This is a genomic window from Campylobacter sp. CFSAN093227 (assembly GCF_012897855.1).
In the GTDB taxonomy this organism is placed as follows: Bacteria; Campylobacterota; Campylobacteria; order Campylobacterales; family Campylobacteraceae; genus Campylobacter_D; species Campylobacter_D jejuni.
The window spans coordinates 1,031,730-1,056,477 of the sequence record NZ_CP040610.1 but is presented as its reverse complement, the minus strand read 5'-3'; the positions used below and the strand labels follow the sequence as shown (position 1 = coordinate 1,056,477).

Annotated in this window: 21 protein-coding genes and 2 pseudogenes; 16 read left to right on the top strand and 7 right to left on the bottom strand. The window is 26.8% G+C overall.

Annotated elements, in window-relative coordinates; all coding sequences use genetic code 11:
* Window position 1: 1 nt before the first annotated feature.
* The 14 genes and pseudogenes from FBF06_RS05665 (at window position 2) to FBF06_RS10105 (ending at window position 18,950) form a co-directional block, all read left to right on the top strand.
* Window positions 2-1,282, top strand: a complete 1,281-nt coding sequence (locus FBF06_RS05665; protein WP_168977569.1) for a hypothetical protein — start codon at window positions 2-4, stop codon at window positions 1,280-1,282.
* Between the two features lie 22 nt (window positions 1,283-1,304).
* On the top strand, window positions 1,305-2,108 hold the full coding sequence (locus FBF06_RS05660) for a hypothetical protein (protein ID WP_052796217.1): 804 nt from the start codon (window positions 1,305-1,307) through the stop codon (window positions 2,106-2,108).
* A 968-nt stretch (window positions 2,109-3,076) separates the two neighbouring features.
* On the top strand, window positions 3,077-3,949 hold the full coding sequence (locus FBF06_RS05655; protein WP_002902200.1) for a replication/maintenance protein RepL: 873 nt from the start codon (window positions 3,077-3,079) through the stop codon (window positions 3,947-3,949).
* Window positions 3,946-4,359: a PIN domain-containing protein gene (locus tag FBF06_RS05650; protein WP_002902203.1), complete on the top strand. Its 414-nt coding sequence runs from the start codon at window positions 3,946-3,948 to the stop codon at window positions 4,357-4,359. Before FBF06_RS05655 ends, FBF06_RS05650 begins: the two co-directional genes overlap by 4 nt.
* Before the next feature lie 114 nt (window positions 4,360-4,473).
* The gene (locus tag FBF06_RS10110) at window positions 4,474-5,142 is read left to right on the top strand and encodes a hypothetical protein (RefSeq protein WP_168977642.1); all 669 of its coding nucleotides are present in this window, start codon (window positions 4,474-4,476) and stop codon (window positions 5,140-5,142) included.
* Between the two features lie 88 nt (window positions 5,143-5,230).
* Window positions 5,231-6,460: a DUF5710 domain-containing protein gene (locus FBF06_RS05640; protein ID WP_168977568.1), complete on the top strand. Its 1,230-nt coding sequence runs from the start codon at window positions 5,231-5,233 to the stop codon at window positions 6,458-6,460.
* Between the two features lie 390 nt (window positions 6,461-6,850).
* A complete protein-coding gene (locus tag FBF06_RS05635; RefSeq protein WP_153605095.1) occupies window positions 6,851-7,024 on the top strand; it encodes a hypothetical protein in 174 nt (57 codons plus the stop codon).
* A gap of 41 nt (window positions 7,025-7,065) precedes the next feature.
* The gene (locus tag FBF06_RS05630; RefSeq protein WP_044780638.1) at window positions 7,066-7,533 is read left to right on the top strand and encodes a hypothetical protein; all 468 of its coding nucleotides are present in this window, start codon (window positions 7,066-7,068) and stop codon (window positions 7,531-7,533) included.
* A gap of 14 nt (window positions 7,534-7,547) precedes the next feature.
* Window positions 7,548-8,843 carry a hypothetical protein gene (locus FBF06_RS09820; RefSeq protein ID WP_052776534.1) on the top strand — a complete coding sequence of 432 codons (1,296 nt, stop codon included), beginning with the start codon at window positions 7,548-7,550 and terminating at the stop codon, window positions 8,841-8,843.
* On the top strand, window positions 8,833-10,197 hold the full coding sequence (locus FBF06_RS05620; protein WP_079463158.1) for a hypothetical protein: 1,365 nt from the start codon (window positions 8,833-8,835) through the stop codon (window positions 10,195-10,197). Before FBF06_RS09820 ends, FBF06_RS05620 begins: the two co-directional genes overlap by 11 nt.
* Complete coding sequence (locus FBF06_RS05615) at window positions 10,194-13,685, top strand: hypothetical protein (protein ID WP_168977567.1); 3,492 nt, start codon at window positions 10,194-10,196, stop codon at window positions 13,683-13,685. The genes FBF06_RS05620 and FBF06_RS05615 overlap by 4 nt, the downstream gene beginning before the upstream one ends.
* A gap of 10 nt (window positions 13,686-13,695) precedes the next feature.
* A pseudogene (locus tag FBF06_RS05610) lies at window positions 13,696-14,963 on the top strand (hypothetical protein).
* Between the two features lie 22 nt (window positions 14,964-14,985).
* Entirely contained in the window at window positions 14,986-15,789 is an 804-nt protein-coding gene (locus FBF06_RS05605) for a hypothetical protein (RefSeq protein ID WP_052796217.1), read from the top strand.
* Window positions 15,790-16,125: 336 nt separating this feature from the next.
* Window positions 16,126-18,950, top strand: a pseudogene (locus tag FBF06_RS10105) (conjugal transfer protein TraG N-terminal domain-containing protein).
* A gap of 20 nt (window positions 18,951-18,970) precedes the next feature.
* On the opposite strand, the gene FBF06_RS05595 reads toward FBF06_RS10105, so the two are convergent.
* The 5 genes from FBF06_RS05595 to FBF06_RS05575 all read right to left on the bottom strand — a co-directional run bounded on the left by FBF06_RS05595 (window position 18,971) and on the right by FBF06_RS05575 (window position 20,656).
* The gene (locus FBF06_RS05595) at window positions 18,971-19,291 is read right to left on the bottom strand and encodes a hypothetical protein (protein ID WP_052796228.1); all 321 of its coding nucleotides are present in this window, start codon (window positions 19,289-19,291) and stop codon (window positions 18,971-18,973) included.
* Window positions 19,292-19,417: 126 nt separating this feature from the next.
* Window positions 19,418-19,699 carry a type II toxin-antitoxin system RelE/ParE family toxin gene (locus FBF06_RS05590; RefSeq protein WP_002883551.1) on the bottom strand — a complete coding sequence of 94 codons (282 nt, stop codon included), beginning with the start codon at window positions 19,697-19,699 and terminating at the stop codon, window positions 19,418-19,420.
* Window positions 19,700-19,933: a hypothetical protein gene (locus tag FBF06_RS05585; protein WP_002883553.1), complete on the bottom strand. Its 234-nt coding sequence runs from the start codon at window positions 19,931-19,933 to the stop codon at window positions 19,700-19,702.
* Window positions 19,934-20,065: 132 nt separating this feature from the next.
* Window positions 20,066-20,425 carry a HicB family protein gene (locus tag FBF06_RS05580; protein ID WP_032591365.1) on the bottom strand — a complete coding sequence of 120 codons (360 nt, stop codon included), beginning with the start codon at window positions 20,423-20,425 and terminating at the stop codon, window positions 20,066-20,068.
* Between the two features lie 3 nt (window positions 20,426-20,428).
* Window positions 20,429-20,656: a type II toxin-antitoxin system HicA family toxin gene (locus tag FBF06_RS05575; protein ID WP_052796235.1), complete on the bottom strand. Its 228-nt coding sequence runs from the start codon at window positions 20,654-20,656 to the stop codon at window positions 20,429-20,431.
* Between the two features lie 194 nt (window positions 20,657-20,850).
* Here FBF06_RS05575 and FBF06_RS05570 point away from each other — a divergent pair, with 194 nt between their 5' ends.
* Both FBF06_RS05570 and FBF06_RS05565 read left to right on the top strand, forming a co-directional pair.
* On the top strand, window positions 20,851-21,093 hold the full coding sequence (locus tag FBF06_RS05570; RefSeq protein WP_168977566.1) for a hypothetical protein: 243 nt from the start codon (window positions 20,851-20,853) through the stop codon (window positions 21,091-21,093).
* A gap of 27 nt (window positions 21,094-21,120) precedes the next feature.
* Entirely contained in the window at window positions 21,121-21,522 is a 402-nt protein-coding gene (locus FBF06_RS05565; RefSeq protein WP_167843127.1) for a Fic family protein, read from the top strand.
* Between the two features lie 456 nt (window positions 21,523-21,978).
* Here the strand turns inward: FBF06_RS05565 and FBF06_RS05560 are convergent, their stop codons facing one another.
* A complete protein-coding gene (locus FBF06_RS05560; RefSeq protein ID WP_002835411.1) occupies window positions 21,979-22,641 on the bottom strand; it encodes a hypothetical protein in 663 nt (220 codons plus the stop codon).
* A 176-nt stretch (window positions 22,642-22,817) separates the two neighbouring features.
* Window positions 22,818-23,813: a DUF3825 domain-containing protein gene (locus FBF06_RS05555; RefSeq protein ID WP_052796492.1), complete on the bottom strand. Its 996-nt coding sequence runs from the start codon at window positions 23,811-23,813 to the stop codon at window positions 22,818-22,820.
* Window positions 23,814-24,748 lie beyond the last annotated feature (935 nt).

The following is a 24,748-nucleotide window of genomic DNA, read 5'->3' as shown; positions in this document are numbered from 1 at the left end:
AATGAGTGAGACTTATAAAATTTATACACCTAATGGAATAGCTGTAAAAGTAGATAAAGAAACAAACAAAATATATTTTGTAGAAAGTTTAGATTCACATCCACCAGCAAAGGGCAACTATACCGAAGAATATTCCAAAGCTTTGTTTGAAGCACACGACATTAAACGAAACTCCCCCTACAAAGACTATAAACCCCAATACCTAGATCCTAACTTTTATACAGGGCAAAAATCCACTCTAGTTGAATTTAAAGAATGGCAAAGCATATATTTAAAAGATCCTATAAAAGGAGCTATAGCTCCTTGGACTAAAGCAGAAAAAGCTTATTATAAATCTTTAAAAACCAAAAGAGAAAGATATAAATATTTAGCAATAAGAAGTGGATTAAGATCTGTGGTTATAGATATACCCTATGATGCTTATGCTAATGTAGATGAAAAAGGAAGATTGGTTAATGAAGATTATGCCTATATTTACGATGAAGTAAGTTCTCATCGTGGAACATTAAAATCTTATTCTTTCTTTAATGAATGGGAATTGTCTGCTTTACTTTTGGGAAATATTAAAGCTAGTCCTACAGCTGCCGTAGGATTTAAAGCAAGACAACAACAAGCATTGTTTTTACAAGCTCAACTTGGAGATAAAAATGCTTTTAAAAGTTTAGGTTTAGCAGTATTGTGTTCTAATTCTTTTCTTACAGGGCAACATTGGAATAAGCTTAGAGCAAAAATGATTTACGATTTACACGATTATCATTATGAGAGTTTATTAGATGAATTTGGTATGCTTCCTTTTTTAGATGAGATTATAGGAGTAGATTGGGTGATTGATTTAAATCGATATAAATTTGCTCTTGATGAAGAAGGTAGAATCATTTGGGCTTTATATGATGATATTGAAAAAGGTAAATTAAAAGATCCAAGAGATATAGATTCTACTCCTGAAAGCAGGAAAGAATTTGATCATTATATGGATGGATATGTAAATGGAATGGAAACTAGATTCGATGCTGATATTCCAAATGATTGGGGTGATCGACAAGCCACTTTATTCAAAGATACTCTAGTATTAAGCGCCAAACTCGCAGCCTTAACTCCTCCTCAAGGCTATCCTAATGCTCCAAGATACTATAGCCCTGAAAGACTAGAAATTATTTATAAAAGACATAAGCTTGATAAACTTCTTGATCCAAGAATTCCTGCTATTTATAGATATAATTTTCCGCAAGAACTTCGAGCTAAAATACTAGCTTATGCTAAAGAGCATAATATAAAAGAGTAAACCACAAAAGAAAGGAAAAACAATGCAAAAAATACTTCAAATCGATTTAGAAAAAAGAAAAGCTTTAGAGAATTTCAAAAATCTAGCTTTATTAGGATTAGGTGGAACAATGCTTTTAAATTTAAAAGAACAAGCTTTGGATTTTAGTCAAGAATTAACTTATATAAATACTTATGATAAGTATTTAAATTTAAAGCTTGATTCTTTTTATATCCCTTCTACACTTTTATCTTTGCTTCAATTAACTAAGAAAAGCAAAGAAGCTTTTTATATCAATGTTTTAATCAATAGCGATACACATTATAAAAATCCTTTATTACAATATGCTATTACCCAAAAACAAGAACAAGAAAATATCGTTTTTGCTTTAAAAAATAATGAAAATCTTAATGCTTCTTTTGCAAATCTTAATGCTTTAAAATTAGCCTTAGAAGAAAAGAATTTTTATCTTAATTTTATAGACTTAAACAGCAAAGAAAGTCTTTTAAGTTTTTATAATCAAATAATAAGCAATAATCATTTTAGAAATTATTTTTATATAAAAAATAATCAATTTTTTATTAAAAAAGATATAAAAAATAAAATTGTATTTCATAATATAAATTCTTCTTCTATTATAAGTAATTATCTTAGATTGTTAAATGATTTTAATACTTTAAGCAAGATAGAACTCATAAATATATTAGAAAGTTTAAGTTTATATAATCTTTCAACTTTAATGCAAACTATGCAAAATATACAATCAAAAAATGAATATAACTCAAAAGACTTTGATAAAGATAGTATCTTTTTATCTAATATGATTATGAATGTGAGATTGAAGTAAAAAGATAGTAGATTTAGCAGGTGTGATTTGTTAATGAAAATATACATCTTCAATTAATTTGAAAAAATAGCAAGGTTTTAAAAAAGCAATACAAGAGAGAAAATTTAAAGAATTTGGGTAATGCAATTGAATGCAACTGAATTTTAGTAGATATAAATTTAAATAAAATTTATCAAGAAGTTTTTTCTATAAAGACTATGCATTTTTTAAAAAAAAGTATTTTTAAACCAAAGTTTTTCCTATGATAATAAAACCTATTATTTAAGAAATTAAACTTAAAAATGAAAATTTGATTATCAAAGTTCCTAGTGATTTTTCAAAGCTTTAGAAGATATTATAAAACTCACATAGTATAATCAGAAAGCTATTTTTGAAAATATAAAAACTGATTTTAATATAAATTGCCAAAAAATAACACTTGAGAGTAAAAAACAAATGGTGCCTGAGGTCGGACTCGAACCGACACAAGGTTGCCCTTACTAGATTTTGAGTCTTGACATTAAACTCTTTTATTATTTTTAATAATTATTTTTTCTAGCTCTTTAGATAATTTTTCAACATTTAATGAAATATCTTTGAAAGATTTTTCTAAATTGTTTTCATTTATTCTTACACTTTTACTGCTTCTTAGAATTTTTAAAAGCTTATAAAGAAACTCAAAATATCTAAAATAATAAAACTATAGATAAACTAGAAGATAAGAAAAAAGACAAAAACTATTTTTTAAAAAAAGATTAAATGAAAAATACTTCTAAATATCTATAAAATAGCTGTTTGTAAAGGTTTTTGATTTTCCCATCAGTGGGAGAAAAACTGCTCGTGGTGGAAAAAAATTAAAAAGTAGTTTTTCCCAAAATAATTAATAAATTTCATCATATGAATTATAATTTGTGTTTTTATTTGGGAAATTATCATTTTTTGGGAAAAATGTGTTATAATGTATTTTATTTTTTGGGAAAAGGTTAATAATGGCAAAAATAGTTAATTTAGAGAATAGAGATACTAAAAAATTATATAGTAGTGTTCAGGAAAAAATTGATGCTACAACTGGAGAAGTTACTACCGTAATAAGTTCTTTTTTACAAAGAGAAAAAACTAAAGATGATTTTATTAAATTATTTGTTGAAAACATTAGTTTTCTTACTGATAATCTTTCAAATCCTGCTTTAAGGGTTGTTTTGATGATGGTTAAAAATTTAAATTACCAAAATGTCTTTAACTATAATAGCGATTTTGTTCATTATTTCGAAAGTAAAAAGATTTTAGGGAAGTCGAGTGTTTATCGTGCAATAAAAGAACTTGAAGACAAGCAAGTTATTTTTAAAGTAACAGAAGAACAAAGAAAAGAATATGATATCATAGGTTCAAATTCATATATTATGAATCCGCAGATCATAGGCAAAGGTTCTTTTAAAGATCTTAAAAAATTAAGACAAACTGTTGTTAAAACTTTTGATTTTGATAATTTAGAATTTAAACAAGAAATATCAGTTGAGAGTGAATATGAAGGATTTGAACAGGTTAAGAAAAATCCAGATAATTATGTTATTGAGGAAGTCAAACAAATAGCCTCAAATAAGAATACAATAGAAAATCAAGTTATTATTTTTGAAAAAGACAACGATCAAGATTATCCAAAAGAAGAAATAATTGGTGTTAAAGTGGATGATAACAAAGAAGAGCAACCTGCTCTTTTTGTTGAAAATAAAAATGAACAAAATGCAAAAGCTTTTATTAATAAATTTGCAGGTATGTTTAATGGAGCTTTTCATCCGAGCAAAACAGTTAAAGAAATGAAAAAAGAATCTTTAGAGAATGATTTAAAAGAGGGTAATATATGAAAAAAGTATTTCTTGATACAAATATTTTTATTGATTTTTTTGATGAAACAAGGGTAAATAATGAGCAAGCTAAGCAATTAATATATTTTTTAATATCAAATGAAATAAAAATCGTATTTTCTGAAGATATGATTTCAACTATTGCCTATTTAATAGACAAAAACAAGCTACCAGCTCTTATGTCTTTTTTTAAAAGCACAATAACAAACCCATATTTTGAAATAGTATCGTTTGGCTCAAGTGTTATTAATATGGCTTGTGATTTTCATTTGCAGAATAAAGGTGATTTTGAAGATTATTTGCAATACTTTTGTGCAGAAAAAGAAAATTGCTGTGCAATTTATACTATGGATAAAAATTTTCCAAATTTAAAAATACCTATAAAAAGATATGGTGATACAAACATATAATAATATTTCATCTATCTCGTGTTAAGATATTTAAAATATTCAGAAATTAGAGGATAATATGAAAAAAAATAAAAACATAGTAGAATATATATTATTTTATATAGATAAAATAATATATATTCAAAAAAATCACTAAATAAGGTAAAATTTCATGAGCTGCTATCGCAGATAAGATTATCTTCTTATAATGATGATATTGTAAAGCATTATGATAACCTTAAATTTGTAGGAAAAATCACTCCAAAAATTGCTACATTAGAAATTATTCTTAGAAATAAACTAGATAATAAATTATCAGAGAAAGATAGTAATTGGATAAAAAATTCTAATGATGAAAATATTAAAAAAGCTAAAGATGAAATTGAATATAGAGAAAAAAATAGAAATTTATCTCATCATCAATATCTTTCTCGTATGAGCTTAGGAGCTATTATTCATCTTATCAAAGAAAATAAATTACAAAACTCTATAATGGATTTAAAAAATATCAATTTTAGAAACTACAATCAACACAATAGAAATTTCTTTTTTGAAAATGGTATAAAATTACGCTTTAGAAATACGCATAAGGTTGATATTGTTCTTAGCTTATTACAAAATCTAAGAAATAGAAGTTATCATTGGGAAAATATTTTAAAAACTACAGAAAAAAATGGCAAACATTATCCAAGATTAACAACAAAGATTGAGAACACTCATGTAGGAGTAGATCTGCAAAAAATAGATCTATTCTTAAGTGATTTAATTAAAACATTTAACGAAGAAATTTTGGAATATTGTTAATATAAAAAAAGTGGGCTACTAGGAAGCCCTTTGAATTTAATTGCAATTATAGCAATAATAATATTAAAGGAAACTAAAAGGATATACGATGCCACAAAAAAGAATTTATCTTTATGTTCCATTTAAAGACAAAGAAAAAGTAAAATCATTAGGGGCAATGTGGGATGATAAAGAAAAAAAATGGTTTGCTCCAAAAAGCTTAGATAAAAATATTTTCTCACAATGGTTTTATCCGCACCAAAATAAAGAATTTTCATTTGATGAAAATGAAGTTTTAACTACTTTTAAATCTGCTTTAGAAAATCAAGGTTTAATTATTGATGGTTCACCTATCATGGATGGCAAAATCCACAGAGTAAAAACAACAACAGATAAAGGTAGAGAAATGAGTGGAGCTTATAGTGGATTTTTAGATGAATACCCTGCTGGTTTTATTCAAAATTTTAAAACAGGTATTAAAGAAAATTGGAAAATGCCTTCAGAAAATGCAAAACAAAACATTGTAAGTTATCAAACTCCTAGTCAAAAAAGATTACATAATTCTACAAGCAATAATACGAAACAAGACATTTTAGAGCTTCAGCAAAAAACAGCATTAAAAATTGAAGAAGAATATAATCAAGCTAATTGGGCTCATTCAAATCATCCTTATTTAAAGAAAAAAGGTTTTAGTGAAAACTTTTATCTTAAGCAGGATAACAAAGGTTCTTTACTTATTCCCTTAAAAGATGAAAATGGCAAATTATGGTCTGTGCAAAGAATATTCCCAAATGGTGATAAAATTATTGGTGTAATTAAAACTAAAGAAGAAAAAGAGCAAGGCATTGAATATTCTGCAAAAAAATCTGGATGTTTTCACCTAATAGGTGCAAAAAACCTAGAATATTGCAAAGAATTTATCATAGCAGAAGGCTTTGCTACTGCTGCAACTATATACAAAGCACTCAATAAGCCTGTAATAATGGGTATAGATGCTGGAAACTTATCAAAAATCGTTGAAACCCTAAAAAACAAATTTCAAAACACTCCTATTACCTTAATAGCCGATAATGATAAAAAAAGAGAATTAAAAGGTCTTTCTAATGTCGGGGTGGAAACTGCAAAAGAAATTCAACAAAAATTTTCAGATATTAAAGTTATTATTCCAAAAATCAGTAATCAAGAAGCAGAACAAGGAATAAGTGATTTCAATGACATTTTTTTAAATAAAGGGCTTGATGAAGTCAAAAAACAATTAAATTTCATTGATTTTCATAATAAGCTTAATACCTTTGAAAATCCTACAAAAACAATATCTCAAAAAGATATAACAAGATAATTCATCATATTAAAATAAAAAATAATTATTTCTTATAATTATTTTGTGAAATATTATATAATAATATTATTATATAAAATTAATTTTATTATATATTAATAAATATTAGTATATTATAGTTACTATAAATATATATAAAATTATAGAAAAAAAGAACTTTTATGCAAAATTTAATTAAACTAAGTTTATTAAGTATAGTTACTGCTTGTGTTTTTTCTGCTTGCTCTTCAGAGCCAAAAAAGTATGTAATACTATGAAGATCCAAAAAATGCTACAGAGTTAGAATCTAAAATCAAAGAATGTGCAAATGCTTCAAGTTATTCTAAATCATTTAATTACAAACCACAAGTAAGTACAAAAGAACTTATGGAACAAGTAGAGAAAATATAAATGAATGATCTTTTTCAAACCCTGGGTGAAAGCATAAAGCAAATCGACTTCACCCACGCTTTCTTAGGACTTACCAAAGGCAAAAGTCCTGATGAGCTTGATAAAGCAGATGAAACATTAAGACAAGAATATCTTAAAAACAAAGAATTTAAATTAATTAAAAGTATTAAGTAGATTGGTTATAATAAAACAATTTATCTATATTAGGAGTAAATTTGCAAATTCCTATTTATTCTAAACTCAAAGAAAAGCTAGAAAGCAAAGGAATAGACAATATATCAAGTGGACAAATTGCTTGGTTTGTGTGTAGCTTGATTCTTGCTTTGGTAACTTATATTATTCTAACTTTTCACTACATTTACATTAGTTATGGTAAATATGATAAGAATTTATTTTTATTAATATTTGATAGAAATGCAATAGAGTTATTTGTTATTGTATATTCTTGCATAATGTTTAATTTATTATATATTTATAATGCCATTCCTTTGGTTTTATCTGCGGTATTTATATTTTTAGCATTTTATTTTTCTAGTTTAAGCTTGTTTATTGTTGGTTGTTGTGGTATAGGAGTATTTTTCTTAATATCCATTTTTAAAAGAAAGTTTATGTTTAGTGTTTTACTATTCGCCTTGGGTTATACTTGCACATTGTTCTTTTTTTATGGACTGGCAACATATTAGAAAGGATTTTATAAATGAAATATTATGCAACGATTTATATTGATGAGTTTTTAGAATATGAAATATTAGTTAGTCTTTATAATGGAAACGGCTTAGATTTCACCCACGCTTTCTTAGGACTTACCAAAGGCAAAAGTCCTGATGAGTTAGATAAAATAGATGAAACATTAAGACAAGAATATCTTAAAAACAAAGAATGGGACAAGATAGATCAAAAATGGTATGAAGCTAAAGAACCTAATGAATTCAATGATGGTTTTTGGGGTTTTGGAACTGGAATTGCTAATGTTGCAGAATCTCTTATAGGATCTCCTGGCAAAGTATTTAACAATAACCAATATGTATTAGATAGCAATATTGATAAAAATTGTTATATTATTAAAAAACTAAGAAGCCCCCAAGCTTTCAAACCCTCTAATCGTTGCACTTTAGAACTTTCTAAAGAACAATATGAAATCCTACTTGCAAATATTAAAAATGATTTTAATACTACAAAAGAAATTACACCTAATAGCAAAGAACCAATCAATGAAGAATTTACCTATAAGCTTCTTGAAAACAACTGCGTTACTTGGGTTATTCAAAAACTTTCTGATATAGGAATAGAGCTTATTGATGATGAATATAAAGTGCCTGGAAATTTGATAGATATCTTTGGCTTGATCAAATCTCTTCACTCTATCTTTTTGAAATTTCAAAACATTGATGATAATTTACAAAGCGTAAAAGGTGCAAGAGCTTTTATTACTTGGACTAGATCTATGCTAGATAATAATTATATATGTTATGTAAATCAGGAAAATTTAGAAAAGAAAATACAAACTTTTTGTAAAAAAGATATAGAAAATCAAAGATATTATGAAAGTATTAAAAAATTTTATGATAAAGCCTCCCAACTTAAAAGTATATATAATAAATTAGATTTTTGTTTGGAATCTATCACTAAAAAATTTAATACAAGCATAAAAGGCGATTTTGAATTGATTTATTTCGATAGAAAAGATAGACAAATTAAACTTTTAAAAGCAGATAATGATTATGAAGCTATTGCGATACAAGATTTAGATTTGAGTCAAAAATATAATAATTTTAGTGTGAGTAAGTTTTATCCTTTTATTTTTATACCTAAAGATGAAATGCTTTCAAGAATGCTTTATCATAAATATGATTATGGTAATATCTCACAAGAATATCAAAAAGATAGAAATGAATTTTATTTTAATGTTTTAGCAGGAGAAAAAAGCGATAAATACTGGAGTTTAAGTTATCATAAAATGACTAAAAATTTAAGGAAAATTCATGCCTCTTGAAAAAGTAAAAGAAACAATTTTTGCTTATGATAAAGAAGTGATTGATTGTGAAGTCTTAAGGGCTAAAAATGTTGATTTAACTCATTCTAAAATTTATTTTCAAGGTATACTCCTTACAGGCTCAAATGAACTTCCTAACAATCCTTTTTACTTTGGAGAATTAGATCAAGATAATACTATAAAACAAGATACACCTAGTTATTATTTTTCTCCTAAAGATGAAAGCAGTGGTTTAGGAAGACTTAGTATCTTTTATAAAAATGATGAACTTTGCTTGCTTAATTATTCTATTATAGAAAATTCTTTAAATATCAAATTAGAATGTTTAAGCAAACAAAGCTTAGAGTATAAAGACTTAATTTCAAACACTTTAAAAGAACAAAAAACCACACAAGTAGATAAAAAACAAGCTATAGCTAAACTTCATGCTCTTTTAGAAAATCAAAACCTAGAATGTATCCATGGAGGTAAAGTCATACTTAAATCAAACAAAGGAAAAACTTTTAAAGATGATGGTGTGCCTATAATGCTAGAAAGTGATTTATTAAACTCTAGTATAGTAGCTTGTCCTAATACTATAGCAGGTGTAAGTGTTCCTTGTACTAAAGTTGTTAATGTAAAAGGATCCTTATCTCAAAAGAAAGTCAATAATGAATATGTAATCTTACAAGAACTCATCTCAGCTTGTAAAACAGATAAAGGCTTTGCTTTAAAAGTAAGCTTTACTCCTACTAAGTTTAAATTTGATCACAGCTTTGATCCTAAAGAGGGCTTAGGAGAACAAAGTAAAAATCAAATAGAGTTAAAAGAGCCTATAATAAGACTTCATTATAAAAGTGATAGATTTCAAAAAGATAATTTACCTATCTATAATCTTTTAATCAATAATGAAAAAAAAGAACAAAATAAGGCTTTAAATGAATTTAATATAGATTTAAAAGATTTAAAAGATATAGAGGATATAAATATTCTTAATCAATTCAAACAAGACTTTAGTAAAGATTATGAATTTAAAGAACTAAATCTTAGCTTTGATACTAATTTAATCAAACTTTATTTTATTATCCCAAAAAACATTGCTAAAGTTTATAAAAGTGCTTATAAGGAATTTAAAAATAAAGATTTAGGAGCAGGGTATTTTACACAGCTACATGAGTATGATAAAATCATCAAAAATTCCCTAGAAGATAATAAAGAATTAAACGAATATCATTTTAGTTTTTTAACTCCTGCTAAAATGCAAAATTTAAAACTTCAAATCGCACAAGGACTAGATGAAATCTTAGAAGATGAAGATAGAAAACAAGAGCTTTATGTTTGTAAATTTGTGGTGGTAAATGGGGTTAAAATATGAAAATAAAAAATTTTACTTTAATTGCATCAAATCATAATTTAGAAATCGAGTTAAAAAATCTTACCAAAAATGCTAATAAAATTATTTTTATATGCAGTGATTTTGATGGATATAAAGAAGCTAAGAATTCTTTGTATAAGACACTACATACTATTGAAGATAATTTTAAAATTGATAATACAAAAACTTTTAAAATCATACATTTAAATCAAGCCAATAAAGACGAAATCACAAAAGAACAAAAATTTAGCTCTGATAAAAATTTATCTAGCATTAAAAAAATTATCTTTAATAATTTAAAATTTTTAAATAATGCAATTAATCAAAATGAAAATAAAACGCTCAATAAAATTATTGATGAAAACAATGTAGAAAATATTGAAAATTTTTTAAAAGAAATTCAAAAAGAATTAAATATATTATTAAAAAATATCAAAGAATCTAACTATTTTGAGCAAGAAATTAAACCAAAGATACAACTTACCCTAGATACACTTTTTAATACACTTTTAAAAAATATTACTCAATCTAATGATGATGAATATAAGCAAATTATTAGAGCTATAGCAAAATTTTTTATCAATATATTAGATTCTGTAACCAATCTTAAAAAACCTGTCTCTTTAGTCAAAAAAAATCCTTATGTTTTTGTTGTAAATACATTATTTGAAGCTTATAATTCTTCTGCTGAGTATCAAGAGTATAAGGAACAAAAATATTATTATGATTTTGCTTATCCACTTTTAGAGCTTATTACTAGTAAGCTTTATCCTATTATCGCTTTGTGCAATGAAGAAATTTTATCTGATGTATTAATTATAGATGATAAAGTATTATTAGATTTTTCATCTTATTCTAATGTACCTTCTATTAGTCTTTATAAAAATAGTTTTTATAAAGTTATTTTAGATGAAGAATTTCAAGGTATTTTTGATAATTTTTTAGAAAATAATCTAAAATTTGAAAATGAAAAGTTAGATAATACACTTTTAGTGAATTCTAGTTTAAATAATTTTGATACAACATTAAAAAAAGCAATCAATTTAAATATCTCTAAACTCAATCATTTCTTTTATGCAGAATATCCTGATTTAAATTCTTCCATGCTAGTAGAAATGATATTAGATAAAAAAAATACTGATCAAATCAATACAACCAAAATGGGTAAAAATTATTTGCTTATTACTAATCCACCACAGCTTAACAATGCAGGACTTTGTGAGGACTTGTATCAAAAAAAATTAGGAGCAATAATAAAAAATCGCCCCAAAGCTCTTACAAAAAATGAAAAACTTGCATTAAAAGGCGATTTTCCTAGCAAAAGAGATTATGGTTCTTATTTTATAGAAAGAGATGTTAAAAAAGAAGATGATTATGTATTGCAACTTTGTCCTTTTGTGAAACTTGATGGACAGATTTATCAAAAATATAAGGGATATTTTAATTTTTATAATCAAACATATTCTTGGATGAAACTTTATTTATTGGAACATATAAACGAACGATTAGAATATGAAAAAGTTAAGCAAGATTTTGCTTATATTGATAACTTTTTTAAATTACCTAAAGAACTGGAAGAAATTAGCGAAAAAGAAAAAGTAAAAGAATATATCAGGCTTTTTAATGATTATTTAGACAATATCAATTCTCGCTATAACCAAATACAATCCAATCTTAACTCAAAACCATTAATGTTTAAAACATATGAAAATGTAGATTTTAAGAAATACTCACCTTTAACGGTTGTTTTATTGACTTTAACTTTGTATGTTTTACAAAAAGACTTAGCTTTTACGCAAGAATATTCTCTTGGTGTTAAAAATATTGTAATTCCAAATCCAGATTATGGCGATAAAGAAATTTCACTTAATTACCAAAGGATTAAAATACCAAATTATTTTAATGAGTATATCTTATTTATCCCTGATGATATTTATTTTTATGATAATGATAAAAAAATTTATATCTTTTTATCTAAAGAATTAAATAAAAATAAAAAAGAAGATGAAGTTATTTATTTAGATGAATTAGCCAAAGCTATGTTTGAAAATGATTTTGAAGAAGAAGATCAAACTTATGTAAATTTTTTAAAAACCTTAAATGAAAGCTTTGATGAGGAGATTGAATTTGAAGAAAATATACAAACAGACAAAACTCTTCCTTCAAAAAAAGATTTAGATAAAAGCATTCAAGATATTATGCTTGATAATGAACTTGCAAAATTATCCATAGATATCACTTTTTTTAATATTATTAAGCAACTTTTTCCTTTTACAGAATTTTTTATGAGTCAGCCTGATTTTTTTAAAAAAATGATTTTGTTTTTTATAGATTCAAGCTTTGATAAAAAGCATTATGGTAATAAATTATTTTCTAGTTTTAAAGCACATTTTTTTAAAGAACTAGGGATATTTTATGCACTTAGCCCTAAAGGGCGTTTTATAAAAATTAATCCAAAAAGTAAAAAATCACTCAATAAGCTTTTTTTATATCAAATAGGAACAAATTATTATTATTTTAATCAATTAGAATATGCAAGTGAATTAAAAAAGTCAAAGAGTTTTTCAAGATTAGATAAAGCTAAGCAAATTCATTTGATATCAAAAGTAAAAAAACAATTAGCTATTGATTTTTCTATTAAAATGAGTAAAGACTTGAGCGTGGATATATTAAAAAATTTAGCAGGATCTTTTATTGATACACTTTTGCCTACAAATTATGAAAGATTGAAAATTTTATATGAAAAACTAATGTATGAAAAATTTACTTACAATTATGATTTTCCTTTAGCTGTAAAAAAAGAAGAATATATAACCTATCCTTTATTGATAAATTCTAGATTTATGAGTTTTGATTTATCTGAGTTTATTTTTGGTTCTTTATTATGCACGGGTGGGCTTAATTATTATCCTAGTATTGCTTGTGCTACAACTTCAAGTGAAGCTAGGGAATTTGCCTTAAAAAGACTTTTATCTTATATTATTTTAGATGAAAAAAGAAGTGCTTTTATGGAAGATAAAATCAATGAAGGCAAATATATCTTAAATGATAAGGAATTTTTTGAAAAAAACAATATAGAACTTAGAAATTGTAATATATATAAGCTAGAGCATTTTCAAAGAAAAGAAGAGTATAAAATACAACACCCAGTGATAAAACAACACCCTATCTTAGCTTATAATGATACTATACAAATTTTATATGAATATGCAAATGGGATTTATAATACCACTCAAGATGAAAAGGGTAAGTTCATAGAAGATAAGCAAAAAGCAAGAAGATTGATGGAAAATTTAGAAGCCATAGGACAACATAATTTGGAAGTGATGTATAAGGGGATAGGGGATGAAAAGGTAAAAAATGAAATTAAGATGAAAGAAGAGGATGAAGAAAGCGATGATACTAATAAATCCCAAGATTATTCTAATAAGTTTATAGGCAGACTAGCTACAACTATAATCATGGAAGATGGTTTATATATAGGATGAAAGGATAAAAATGAGTGAAACTTACGAGATTTATACACCTAATGGTGGTATATTAGATGTAGAAAAAAAACGAATAAAATTTTATTATATGATGGGGGAGCTAAGGTAGGTAAATACACCCAAGAATATTCTAAAGCTTTGTTTGAAGCTGATCGTATATTAAGAAACTCCCCCTACAAAGACTATAAACCCCAATACCTAGATCCTAACTTTTATACAGGGCAAAAATCCACTCTAGTTGAATTTAAAGAATGGCAAAGCATATATTTAAAAGATCCTATAAAAGGAGCTATAGCTCCTTGGACTAAAGCAGAAAAAGCTTATTATAAATCTTTAAAAACCAAAAGAGAAAGATATAAATATTTAGCAATAAGAAGTGGATTAAGATCTGTGGTTATAGATATACCCTATGATGCTTATGCTAATGTAGATGAAAAAGGAAGATTGGTTAATGAAGATTATGCCTATATTTACGATGAAGTAAGTTCTCATCGTGGAACATTAAAATCTTATTCTTTCTTTAATGAATGGGAATTGTCTGCTTTACTTTTGGGAAATATTAAAGCTAGTCCTACAGCTGCCGTAGGATTTAAAGCAAGACAACAACAAGCATTGTTTTTACAAGCTCAACTTGGAGATAAAAATGCTTTTAAAAGTTTAGGTTTAGCAGTATTGTGTTCTAATTCTTTTCTTACAGGGCAACATTGGAATAAGCTTAGAGCAAAAATGATTTACGATTTACACGATTATCATTATGAGAGTTTATTAGATGAATTTGGTATGCTTCCTTTTTTAGATGAGATTATAGGAGTAGATTGGGTGATTGATTTAAATCGATATAAATTTGCTCTTGATGAAGAAGGTAGAATCATTTGGGCTTTATATGATGATATTGAAAAAGGTAAATTAAAAGATCCAAGAGATATAGATTCTACTCCTGAAAGCAGGAAAGAATTTGATCATTATATGGATGGATATGTAAATGGAATGGAAACTAGATTCGATGCTGATATTCCAAATGATTGGGGTGATCGACAAGCCACTTTATTCAAAGATACTCTAGTATTAAGCGCCAAACTCGCAGCCTTAACTCCTCCTCAAGGCTATCCTAATGCTCCAAGATACTATAGCCCTGAAAGACTAGAAATTATTTATAAAAGACATAAGCTTGATAAACTTCTTGATCCAAGAATTCCTGCTATTTATAGATATAATTTTCCGCAAGAACTTCGAGCTAAAATACTAGCTTATGCTAAAGAGCATAATATAAAAGAGTAAACCACAAAAGAAAGGAAAAACAATGCAAAAAATACTTCAAATCGATTTAGAAAAAAGAAAAGCTTTAGAGAATTTCAAAAATCTAGCTTTATTAGGATTAGGTGGAACAATGCTTTTAAATTTAAAAGAACAAGCTTTGGATTTTAGTCAAGAATTAACTTATATAAATACTTATGATAAGTATTTAAATTTAAAGCTTGATTCTTTTTATATCCCTTCTACACTTTTATCTTTGCTTCAATTAACTAAGAAAAGCAAAGAAGCTTTTTATATCAATGTTTTAATCAATAGCGATACACATTATAAAAATCCTTTATTACAATATGCTATTACCCAAAAACAAGAACAAGAAAATATCGTTTTTGCTTTAAAAAATAATGAAAATCTTAATGCTTCTTTTGCAAATCTTAATGCTTTAAAATTAGCCTTAGAAGAAAAGAATTTTTATCTTAATTTTATAGACTTAAACAGCAAAGAAAGTCTTTTAAGTTTTTATAATCAAATAATAAGCAATAATCATTTTAGAAATTATTTTTATATAAAAAATAATCAATTTTTTATTAAAAAAGATATAAAAAATAAAATTGTATTTCATAATATAAATTCTTCTTCTATTATAAGTAATTATCTTAGATTGTTAAATGATTTTAATACTTTAAGCAAGATAGAACTCATAAATATATTAGAAAGTTTAAGTTTATATAATCTTTCAACTTTAATGCAAACTATGCAAAATATACAATCAAAAAATGAATATAACTCAAAAGACTTTGATAAAGATAGTATCTTTTTATCTAATATGATTATGAATGTGAGATTGAAGTAAGTATAAGTAAATGATAGATTTGGTAAATTTAAATCTTGTTAAGTTTATTATTTAGTTCAAATAAAAATATAAAAAAATATAGAAATTCAATAGAAAGAAGAGAAGCTTAGTTAAAAGTTTGTTTGGTAAGCCACAAGGGAGTTTCGCCCCTTAAAAAAGGGGCAAGGCTAATAAGCCTTGACAGTAATTATATAAATTAGTATAATTATAAGTACGAAACGAAACATAGTTTCACCCCCTTTCTAGGGCGTGATTATGCCACAGGGTTGCAGCCTTGTGGCAAAACCCTTAATGCAATTATACCAAACAAACTCTTTAACTTCTTTAATATAGTCCATGAAAAGATTTTACTTGTTATTCCTTAGCACTTTGTTTTTTGCACCTTCATTTTTATTTGGTGCTACAAACATAGCTAATAGCAATTTAATTTATACTTGGGGTTATGGCGATGTGATGAATGAAATCATGCAAGCTGTTAAAGGTATAACCACTGAAACAGGCTATATCGTTAATGCAGCCTTAGCTATTTCATTATTGCTTTTTAGTATCAAAAAAGCAATGGATGGACAAACAAACCCTGTGTTTGAACTTGGAAAAATGTTTGTACTTTTTGCTGTAGTGTGGTACATATTTTTAAGGGCGCCAAATGACAATAATCACCGCTTCATGATTCACGATGAAGTCACTAGCAAAGATTATGTCATTTCTCAAATTCCTATAGGCATAGGAAAAAGCTTTGCATTGATGACGCAATTTGAGAAGGTTATCCTAGAAGCTATGGAAAAACATTTTTCAACTCCACAATCTACAAATTTTTCTAACGCAGGTTTAGGTTTTTCACTTCAAGTGATGAGTACTTTGCCAAGCTTAAAGCTTTCGGCTATTGATGCAACTTTGCAAAAAAATATTGATTTTTATTTTAGAAACTGCGTTTCAGTAGGTATCTTGCTTAATCAACAAGGTAGAAATCTTTTTCAAAACTCTGATAATTTAATACAAGATCTTTTCACAAACATAGGCAATGGCTCTCAGCTTACTCCTTTGTTTGAAAATAACAATAATATTGAAAAACAAAGTGTTGTGCCCTGTTCTGATGCAGGTCCTCAAATCGTTGAAATGATTAAAAACGATACAGATGAAGCTATGAAGATTCATGCTGCTTTGCTTGGTATGGCGAATGATATGGCAAATTATGAGCAAAAGTTCTTAGGCGTTGCACAAATCTATAACGAACAAGCTGTAAGTGCTAGATCTTATTTGCAACAATCCATGATAATGCTTGCTTCTCAAGATGCAATCATTAATACCGCTAAATCAGTAGGTTTAAATCCTGCTTCTGTGGCTGCAAATACTGCTTATGCGGATCAGCAATTTTATGCAAGTATGCAAGCACAAGGACACTTGGCGCAAACTTATTTGCCTTTAGCTAAAGCTTATTTAACAGCTATTATCATAGGTTTGTCTTGGCTTGTTGCTTTGCTTTCTATTGTGTTTGGCTCTTATGCTCATATTAAGATGTTTTTTACTCTATGTATTTGGATAGTACTTTGGACTCCTATTCTTTGTATTATTAACTATCTAAATGATTATAATCTTATGAAAGTTGCGCAAGTAATAACAGGTGGAAAAGCAGCTTTAAGCTTAGGAGATAATATGCTTATCTTTAAAGAAGTAGCAAGTAGATCAAATTTCATGAATTATCTTGTAATGAGTACTCCTGTTTTAGCTTATGCTATAGCTAAAGCAAGTGAACAAGGATTTGTAACTTTTGCTTCTGGATTATCTCAAGCTCTAACAGGTGCTTCAAGAGCTGCGGGAAGTTTTGCAAATCAGCAAGCCTTATCTACACAAACTAGCATTGCTGCTCCTAGAGGAGATGAAGTTTGGGCAATGAATGCAGGGGTGATGAGCTTGCAAAGTGCTATGAGTGCAGGGGGTGGTAGATTTAGCATGTCTAGTATAACAGGGGGTGGAACAACAGCTAGAGATGTGAATACAGGTACAAGTTTTGCTTTGGGAAATCATGGTGAAATTTCTAATATGAATAGGACTTGATGCAAAACACGCACAAAGCGAAACTCAAACTAGACAAGATTCTCTTGCTAATTCTATTGCCGATACTCACAAAACAGGCATTAATCAAGGTATTACTTCTAACTACCTTAGAAATCATGGCGCAGGAGTTGAAGATACTAAAGCAATTGAGAAAGCAGAAACGAAAGCTTTAAAAGAAACTATGAATGAAGCATTAAGCGATAAATCTAGCTTCTCTGAAACAGACAAAAAAGCTTTAGAAGAAAGCATTGGTGCTTATGCTAATGCCTCAGCAGGACTTAAAGTCTTTGGAAGTGGCGGTGAAGTAGGTGGTACGGTTAGAGGAACAGCTTCAATAGGTACAAGTTCAAATGAAACACAAGAATATTCAAGAAGCTTAAGCAAAGAAGGACAGGCTGCATTTGATAAAATGTATGCTGAAAAACTTGGCAATATCATTAAATCTAGTGATAGTGTGGCTTCTGCTTATTCTAATGCTCTATCTACAAGCACAGGCAGTGAATTTGCTGATGCCAAACAAAAAGCACATTCTTATAGTGAAGCAAGTCAATACAGTGAAGCTATACAGGCAAGTAATTTTACCTAATATGGCTGAAAATTACATTGCTGAAAATAATTTGGGCGGAACTAGAGAACAACAAGTTGCTGCTGCAGCTAAAGGGTTAGAAAACTTAGCCGCAAGGGGAGATTTGCAAGGCTTGTTGCATTATGCTAATATGAATACAGCTAAGCCAAATGCTGATGGAATTCATGATGTTAGCAATAAATCTTATTACAGTCCTTCAAGCGTAGGGGCTAACAATGCTCATAATAATGATACAGTAGCTAATCAAAATAGTCTAAATAACTTAGGAACAGCAGGGGGAAATAATATAAGAAATGAATTCAGTCAGCAAAGTGGAGCTGCTATAAGTAATTTCAAAAATCAAGGAACAAGCACTTCTAATGTGGTTAATAATAGCGCTAAAGATGCCATAGTAGAACAAAATGCTAACAGGAGAATGGGAGTAAATCCTAGCTCTTATATAATACAAGATGCAAGTAAATCAGGTAATGAGCTTGCAAAAGAAGCTCAAGGTTTATTTGATGCTATGAGCAAAAAATAAGTCTAGCTTTTTAGTTAGGCTTAGTGATCTCGTATAGCACCGAATATATAATCAAATTTACGAGGATCGCTTTCTATATATCCCCCAATTTCACTTGTTCCCCCATGCTTTTTCTCATCATAGGGAACTATTTTTATATTTTTAGCAAGGAATAATACAAAAGCAATTACAAGGCTAGATACAGATAAAAGCCCTAAAATACCTATAAAGCTAGTGATAATTTTTAAATATACCAAAAGCAAAACAATAGCTGCAACTCCGCAAGAAAGCCAAAGAGTAAGTATGAGTTTTTCGGTTGTAGTCATTTTTGATTTTTTAAGTTTTACTTCTACTTTATCCATCTTTATTCCTTTCAATTATAACTTATTCATATTTTTAATAAAATTATACCATATTTTAATAAATTTTTGCAAGTATTTATGCTATAAAATGCCTATTTTTTAGGGGTTCAAATGGGGTTCTTTTTTTTATTTGACAAGGTTATTTTTGTAAATCGTAATTAAAAGTATTTTATCGTTTTTTAAATCTATATAATATGGAATGACATATTTCTTAAAGATAAAATCTCTTATGTTTTCATCATTAAAAAGAGTAGATTTTCGAAATTTATAAGGCATATTGTCAATACACAAAATAGCATCTTTTAAAGATTTTGAAAAATAATTTTTTGCACTCACACTATCTTTAGCAATAAAGGCTAAAATATTATTAAGCTCTTTTTTAAATTTATCACTTTCCACAATTTTCATTCACAGCCATTCGCTACCTAATGGAGTTACTGATAATTTTCCTTGTTTATAGTGTAATAAAGTTTCTTCAGCTTCTTTTTTTATTTCATCTATGGTTCGATTATCTTCATAATTATCCAAAGTAGCCTCTAAATCATTTTTAGAAATTTTAAAAATAGCTCCTGCATTTTTTGACAAACATTCTAAACTTTTTATAAAATCAATATCATCACTTGTAATGGTTATAGTGTGCATTATAATTTCCTTTTTAAAGTTTATTAACATGATAATACCATTTTTTAATAATTTTTGCAAGTATTTATGCTATAAAATGCCTATTTTTAGGGGTTTGAAACGGATTTCTTTTTTATTTAACTATGTCAATTTTTAAGTGCTTATTTTATAAGACTTTATAGCACTATTTGCAAGATCAGCTAAGAATTTACTTCTATTATCGCTTATTGTATCTATTGCCTCTACCAAGCTTTTAGGCAAGGTAATATTAATTCTAATTTTTGCTTCATTATCAATAGGTTCTTTAATATAATCACCTTTTTCAAGCATAACTTCTAATGCTCCTTTAAATGCTTCTTTGAGATCTTTTAAGGCTTCTATTTCATTTTCACCATCTCCCATAATATAAGGGAAATCTTTATATCTTGCAAAATATCCTCCGCCATCTTTTTTATCAAGTTTTTTTATAATAATTTCATAAGGTAGATTAAGATAGTAATCTAAGTCTTTCATAATTCATTCTCCTGTTATAGCTTTTAAAACCATTTTGACATATATAGCCTTTATAGGGCGTTTAAATGGAATAGTAATAAGATCACATTCTTTTTTTCTGAATTGATAATGTGATCCGCCTTTATTAAAACATTCATAACCTTCGCTTTCTAATAAAATCTTAAGCGTTTCAAAGCGCATATTGTTAGGATTATTTTTTAAATCTTTAATAATTTTATCTTTTTTACTCACTATAATATCCTTATGAGTATGTATTATACACACTTTTTATTAAGTATCACTTATAAACCGAACGCAATTCTTTTAATAAAGTTTAGATATAATCTCACAAAACGCTTACTATGTCGTTTCATAGTTAAGCCTTTAGGGTTATTTCCGCCAAGAGTTAAAACTCAAGGCGGATTTTTATGAAGGAAAGATTTAAAATGAGAAATTTAACTTTAGAAGAAAATATATTTTTAGCAAAAAGAAACCTTGTAGATATTATTTGGAAATCCGCGAATTTAGAAGGTGTAAATGTTACTTTTCCTGAAACTCAAATGATTATAGATGGCTTTAGTGTTCCTGATAAAACAATACAAGATTTAACAATAATTTTAAATCTCAAAAGAGCTTGGAATTATTTGTTTGATACCATTAATGAAAAAGTTAGTTTGAGTTTGATATAGGACTTTAATAGGATTGTAGGCAGAGATTTGGTTCATAAATCAGGATTTTTAAGAACAGCTGATGTTAAAATAAGTGGAACAAATTTTAAACCAAAATTACCTATTGATTATGAGGTTAGTGAAAACATAGAAACAATTTTAAAAAATGAAAATAAAAAAGAAGTAGCATTGTATTTGATGTTATATCTTATGAGAAGTCAATTATTTTTTGATGGAAATAAAAGAACTTCAATGCTAATTGCTAATAAAATTTTAATTGAAAATGGATTCGGTATTTTGGCAATTGCTAAGAATGATATGAATGAGTTTTTTACCCATCTTGTTAAATTCTATGAAACAAACAATAATTATGAAATAAAACAATTTTGTAAAGAAAATTGTATTGAAACAATGATTTTTCATAATGATGAAGAAAAAAACAAATTATAGGAAAGAATTGAGATAACACCCAAATTTTCATATAAAACATTAAAACTTATTCATTCAAAAATACTATAATTAAAGCGTATTAAGCATGGCTACTCTTTCGGTTATAAGAAGGAGACATGATGAGTAGTCATTGATTTTTTAGTTCTTGTCTTAGAATTAATTAACGAGATAATCAAGCTTGTTGATTATCTCACTTAAAAAACCGTTGAAAATTCTATAAAAACCACACTTAGTCTAAGCTTAATACAATTGTAACAAAAAACACTTAACCGAAAGAGGCGTGGCTTTCGGCTATTTGTTCTTGCAAAGTCTTTATCGTTAATATGTTCTATTATAAAACTTCTATAAAAATTTCTTTATTTTTTAGTTCCTCATAAACTAAATTGACAATTTTTTTATTGTATGATATAATTTAAAATCATTATAAGGGCGGATCGAGATCGCCCATCTTAAATACTATTTTAAGTAGCTATTCAAATCTTTTTCAAAACTCTCTATTAAATCACTTAAAAAAGCATTGATTTTATTTGGCATAACGCCTATAAAGGTATTATGTGATTTTGTGGTGATTCTAGGAGCTAAAGCCTTTTGATTTGTTATTTTTGTTTTATATAAATTTTCCCAGTGAAAACTTCTATTTCTGATTGTGAGTAAAAGGTTAAGAACAGTATTTGCTTTTTCTATATTGCTAAAACTATTTTTATATTTTTTATTATTTACATAGTGAAAGTAATATTCTTTGTTGTGTGCATAATATTTTTTAAAATTTATATTAGAAGAATTAATTATTTTTGCCTCTAAGTGTTCTAGCTTAATTATAAATATTACATCTCCTAAAGAAATTCTTGAAATGAGTTGATTGTTATCTAATATTTCTTTGTTTTGCAATTTAATTATTTTTTGTTTGATGTTTTCTTCGTTATAATTTCTTAACCATTCTAAATCTTTTTCTTTCATATGTTTATCTAGTAAATTTCTTAATACTAGTTCAAGTATTGCTATTTTTGTTGTTATGCTTGCAATCATTTTTAAATTATCAAAATGTTCGTAAATATTATTATAAGATTCTAATCTTTCTTTAGAAAACAAATATTCAAGATCGGTCTGTTCTGTTGGCATGAATTTCTCTAATATTGGATTAATATTCTTAAATCATATCAAATTTTTACAAAAAATATTATTATTCACACTTGTAAGTACTTTTTTCAAGCTTTCTTTCCATTTCTTTTTTTGGAAATAAAATTATATGGTAAAATGACTTATCTCAAAAGCCTATTTTACCAATGTTTTCACTTTCAAATGGTGTTTTTTACCCATTCAGATTCAACTATCGAAAGAACTCTTGCGGTTTTGTAGATATTATCTTGCGGATTTAGTATAGTTCTCACAGCGTAATACTGTTCGTTTTTAACTTCCTCTTTTTCAACTACAACTATCGTATCAACTGATTCTTCTTGAAGTTTCAAAGGAATGTATAAAACTACCCTTTGCTTATAAGCTGCAGGAATAATCATCTTTTGAAGATTATAATTATCTTTGATGATTTTCAATTCACCATTAATAATGTGTCCTATGAACCTATCATTTAGTTTTTTCACAATTTCAGGTAATCGCTCTTTTCTCTCAAAAAGATGCAAATGATTTACCCTAAAATCCAATTTACTGTCAAAAATGATTTCATTTTTGAATGTATCATAATCGCTTAAAGATTTAGGTATTTCTAAATCATCTAAAACTCTATCTCCATTAGAACAAAATTTTCTAAAAACATATCCTCCGTTTTCTTGAATTTCAAAGTATGCAAATATTGGAAAAACACCTGTACTATACAAACCTGTATTGAAACATGCCTTTGTTTTGTCTTTATTATAAGTAATAATATCAGGATAGCTTTTATTTTCGTAAATGAACTCAAAATATTTAAATAGATAAGAAAATAAAATATTATTTCCGTTTCCCCAAAATTCTTTTTGGGCTATATTAGAAAGCTCTTGGAGTGTATTTAGAAAATTTGGAAAATAGGCAAATTGAAACAACAAAGGTTTCTCTTCAACTTTGTTTTGAATTTGATCACGATTTGAAGTCTTGTTTCTTGTGGTAGCTTTTTTAACATAAACTAAAGAAGGTTCGTTTTCATCTTTTTCAAGATCAAAGTCTGCTTCTATTAATGCCTTACTACAATTGATTTTTAAATCATATTTTCTTTTCAAATATTGACTGATATGTCCTGTAGTAACATGGTTAAATTTAGTTTTACTATCTTCATAGGCTTCTAAAATTAATTTTTCTATGTTTTTTCCACGCTAAAAACCTAATTGTCCTTTCTTATAATCTTCTAAACCTTTCAATAGTCCAAAAGTATGTCAGAATCAACCGCTCCTTCAATAGGAGTGCCTATTACTTTTCCTGTTGGAGTTAAAATATAAGTTGTTGCGAGTTAATTACAAATCAACTAAATAAAATACATATATTACAAGTTGTTTTCAAGCAATATGTAATTTTATTTCAATATGTGATACACATTAATACAACTTTACTTCAAGTATAGTTTATGTTTATGTAATTTTTATTTCAACTTAACTACACTTTTACTACAACATAACTACAACTTGAGTGCAAAAAAACGCTACTTGATAAACTGCATTTTATTTTCAACTTAACTACAACTTAACTACAACATAATTACAACTTGAATTCAACTTTATTACAATTATTTGCAACTTAACTACAATTTGAGTTCAACTTTATTACACTTTCGCTACACTTTAACTACAAAAATGTGAAAATTTGCATGTTTTTTGAAGTAAAAGTGTAGTTAATATGTAGTTAATGTTATTTTTACTATAACTTGAGTGCAACTTTATTACAACTTAACTACAAAAAAGAGTTTGTTTAAAATACTATTTTATAGGGTTTTTAATATTAATTTAATTTTTATTGTTGAAAAAAATATACTAAAAAGTGTAATAAAAAAATAAAATATCAATATTTAGGGCTTATTATGCTAAAATCCTTATTTTTAGGCTCTTTTGCTTTTTTGAAAAAAATGTAAAAAGTTGAGCCAATGGGCATAATGCAATAATATAGCCTAAATATAGGCATTTAAATCTTATTGTTGTAGGCAAATTATGCTAATGTTTTACCGACATTTTGCGATTTGTAAAAAGCTTTTAAAATATCTATTTTGTAGGTTTTTAAGCATTATTGATAATCGAGTTGTTGTGTA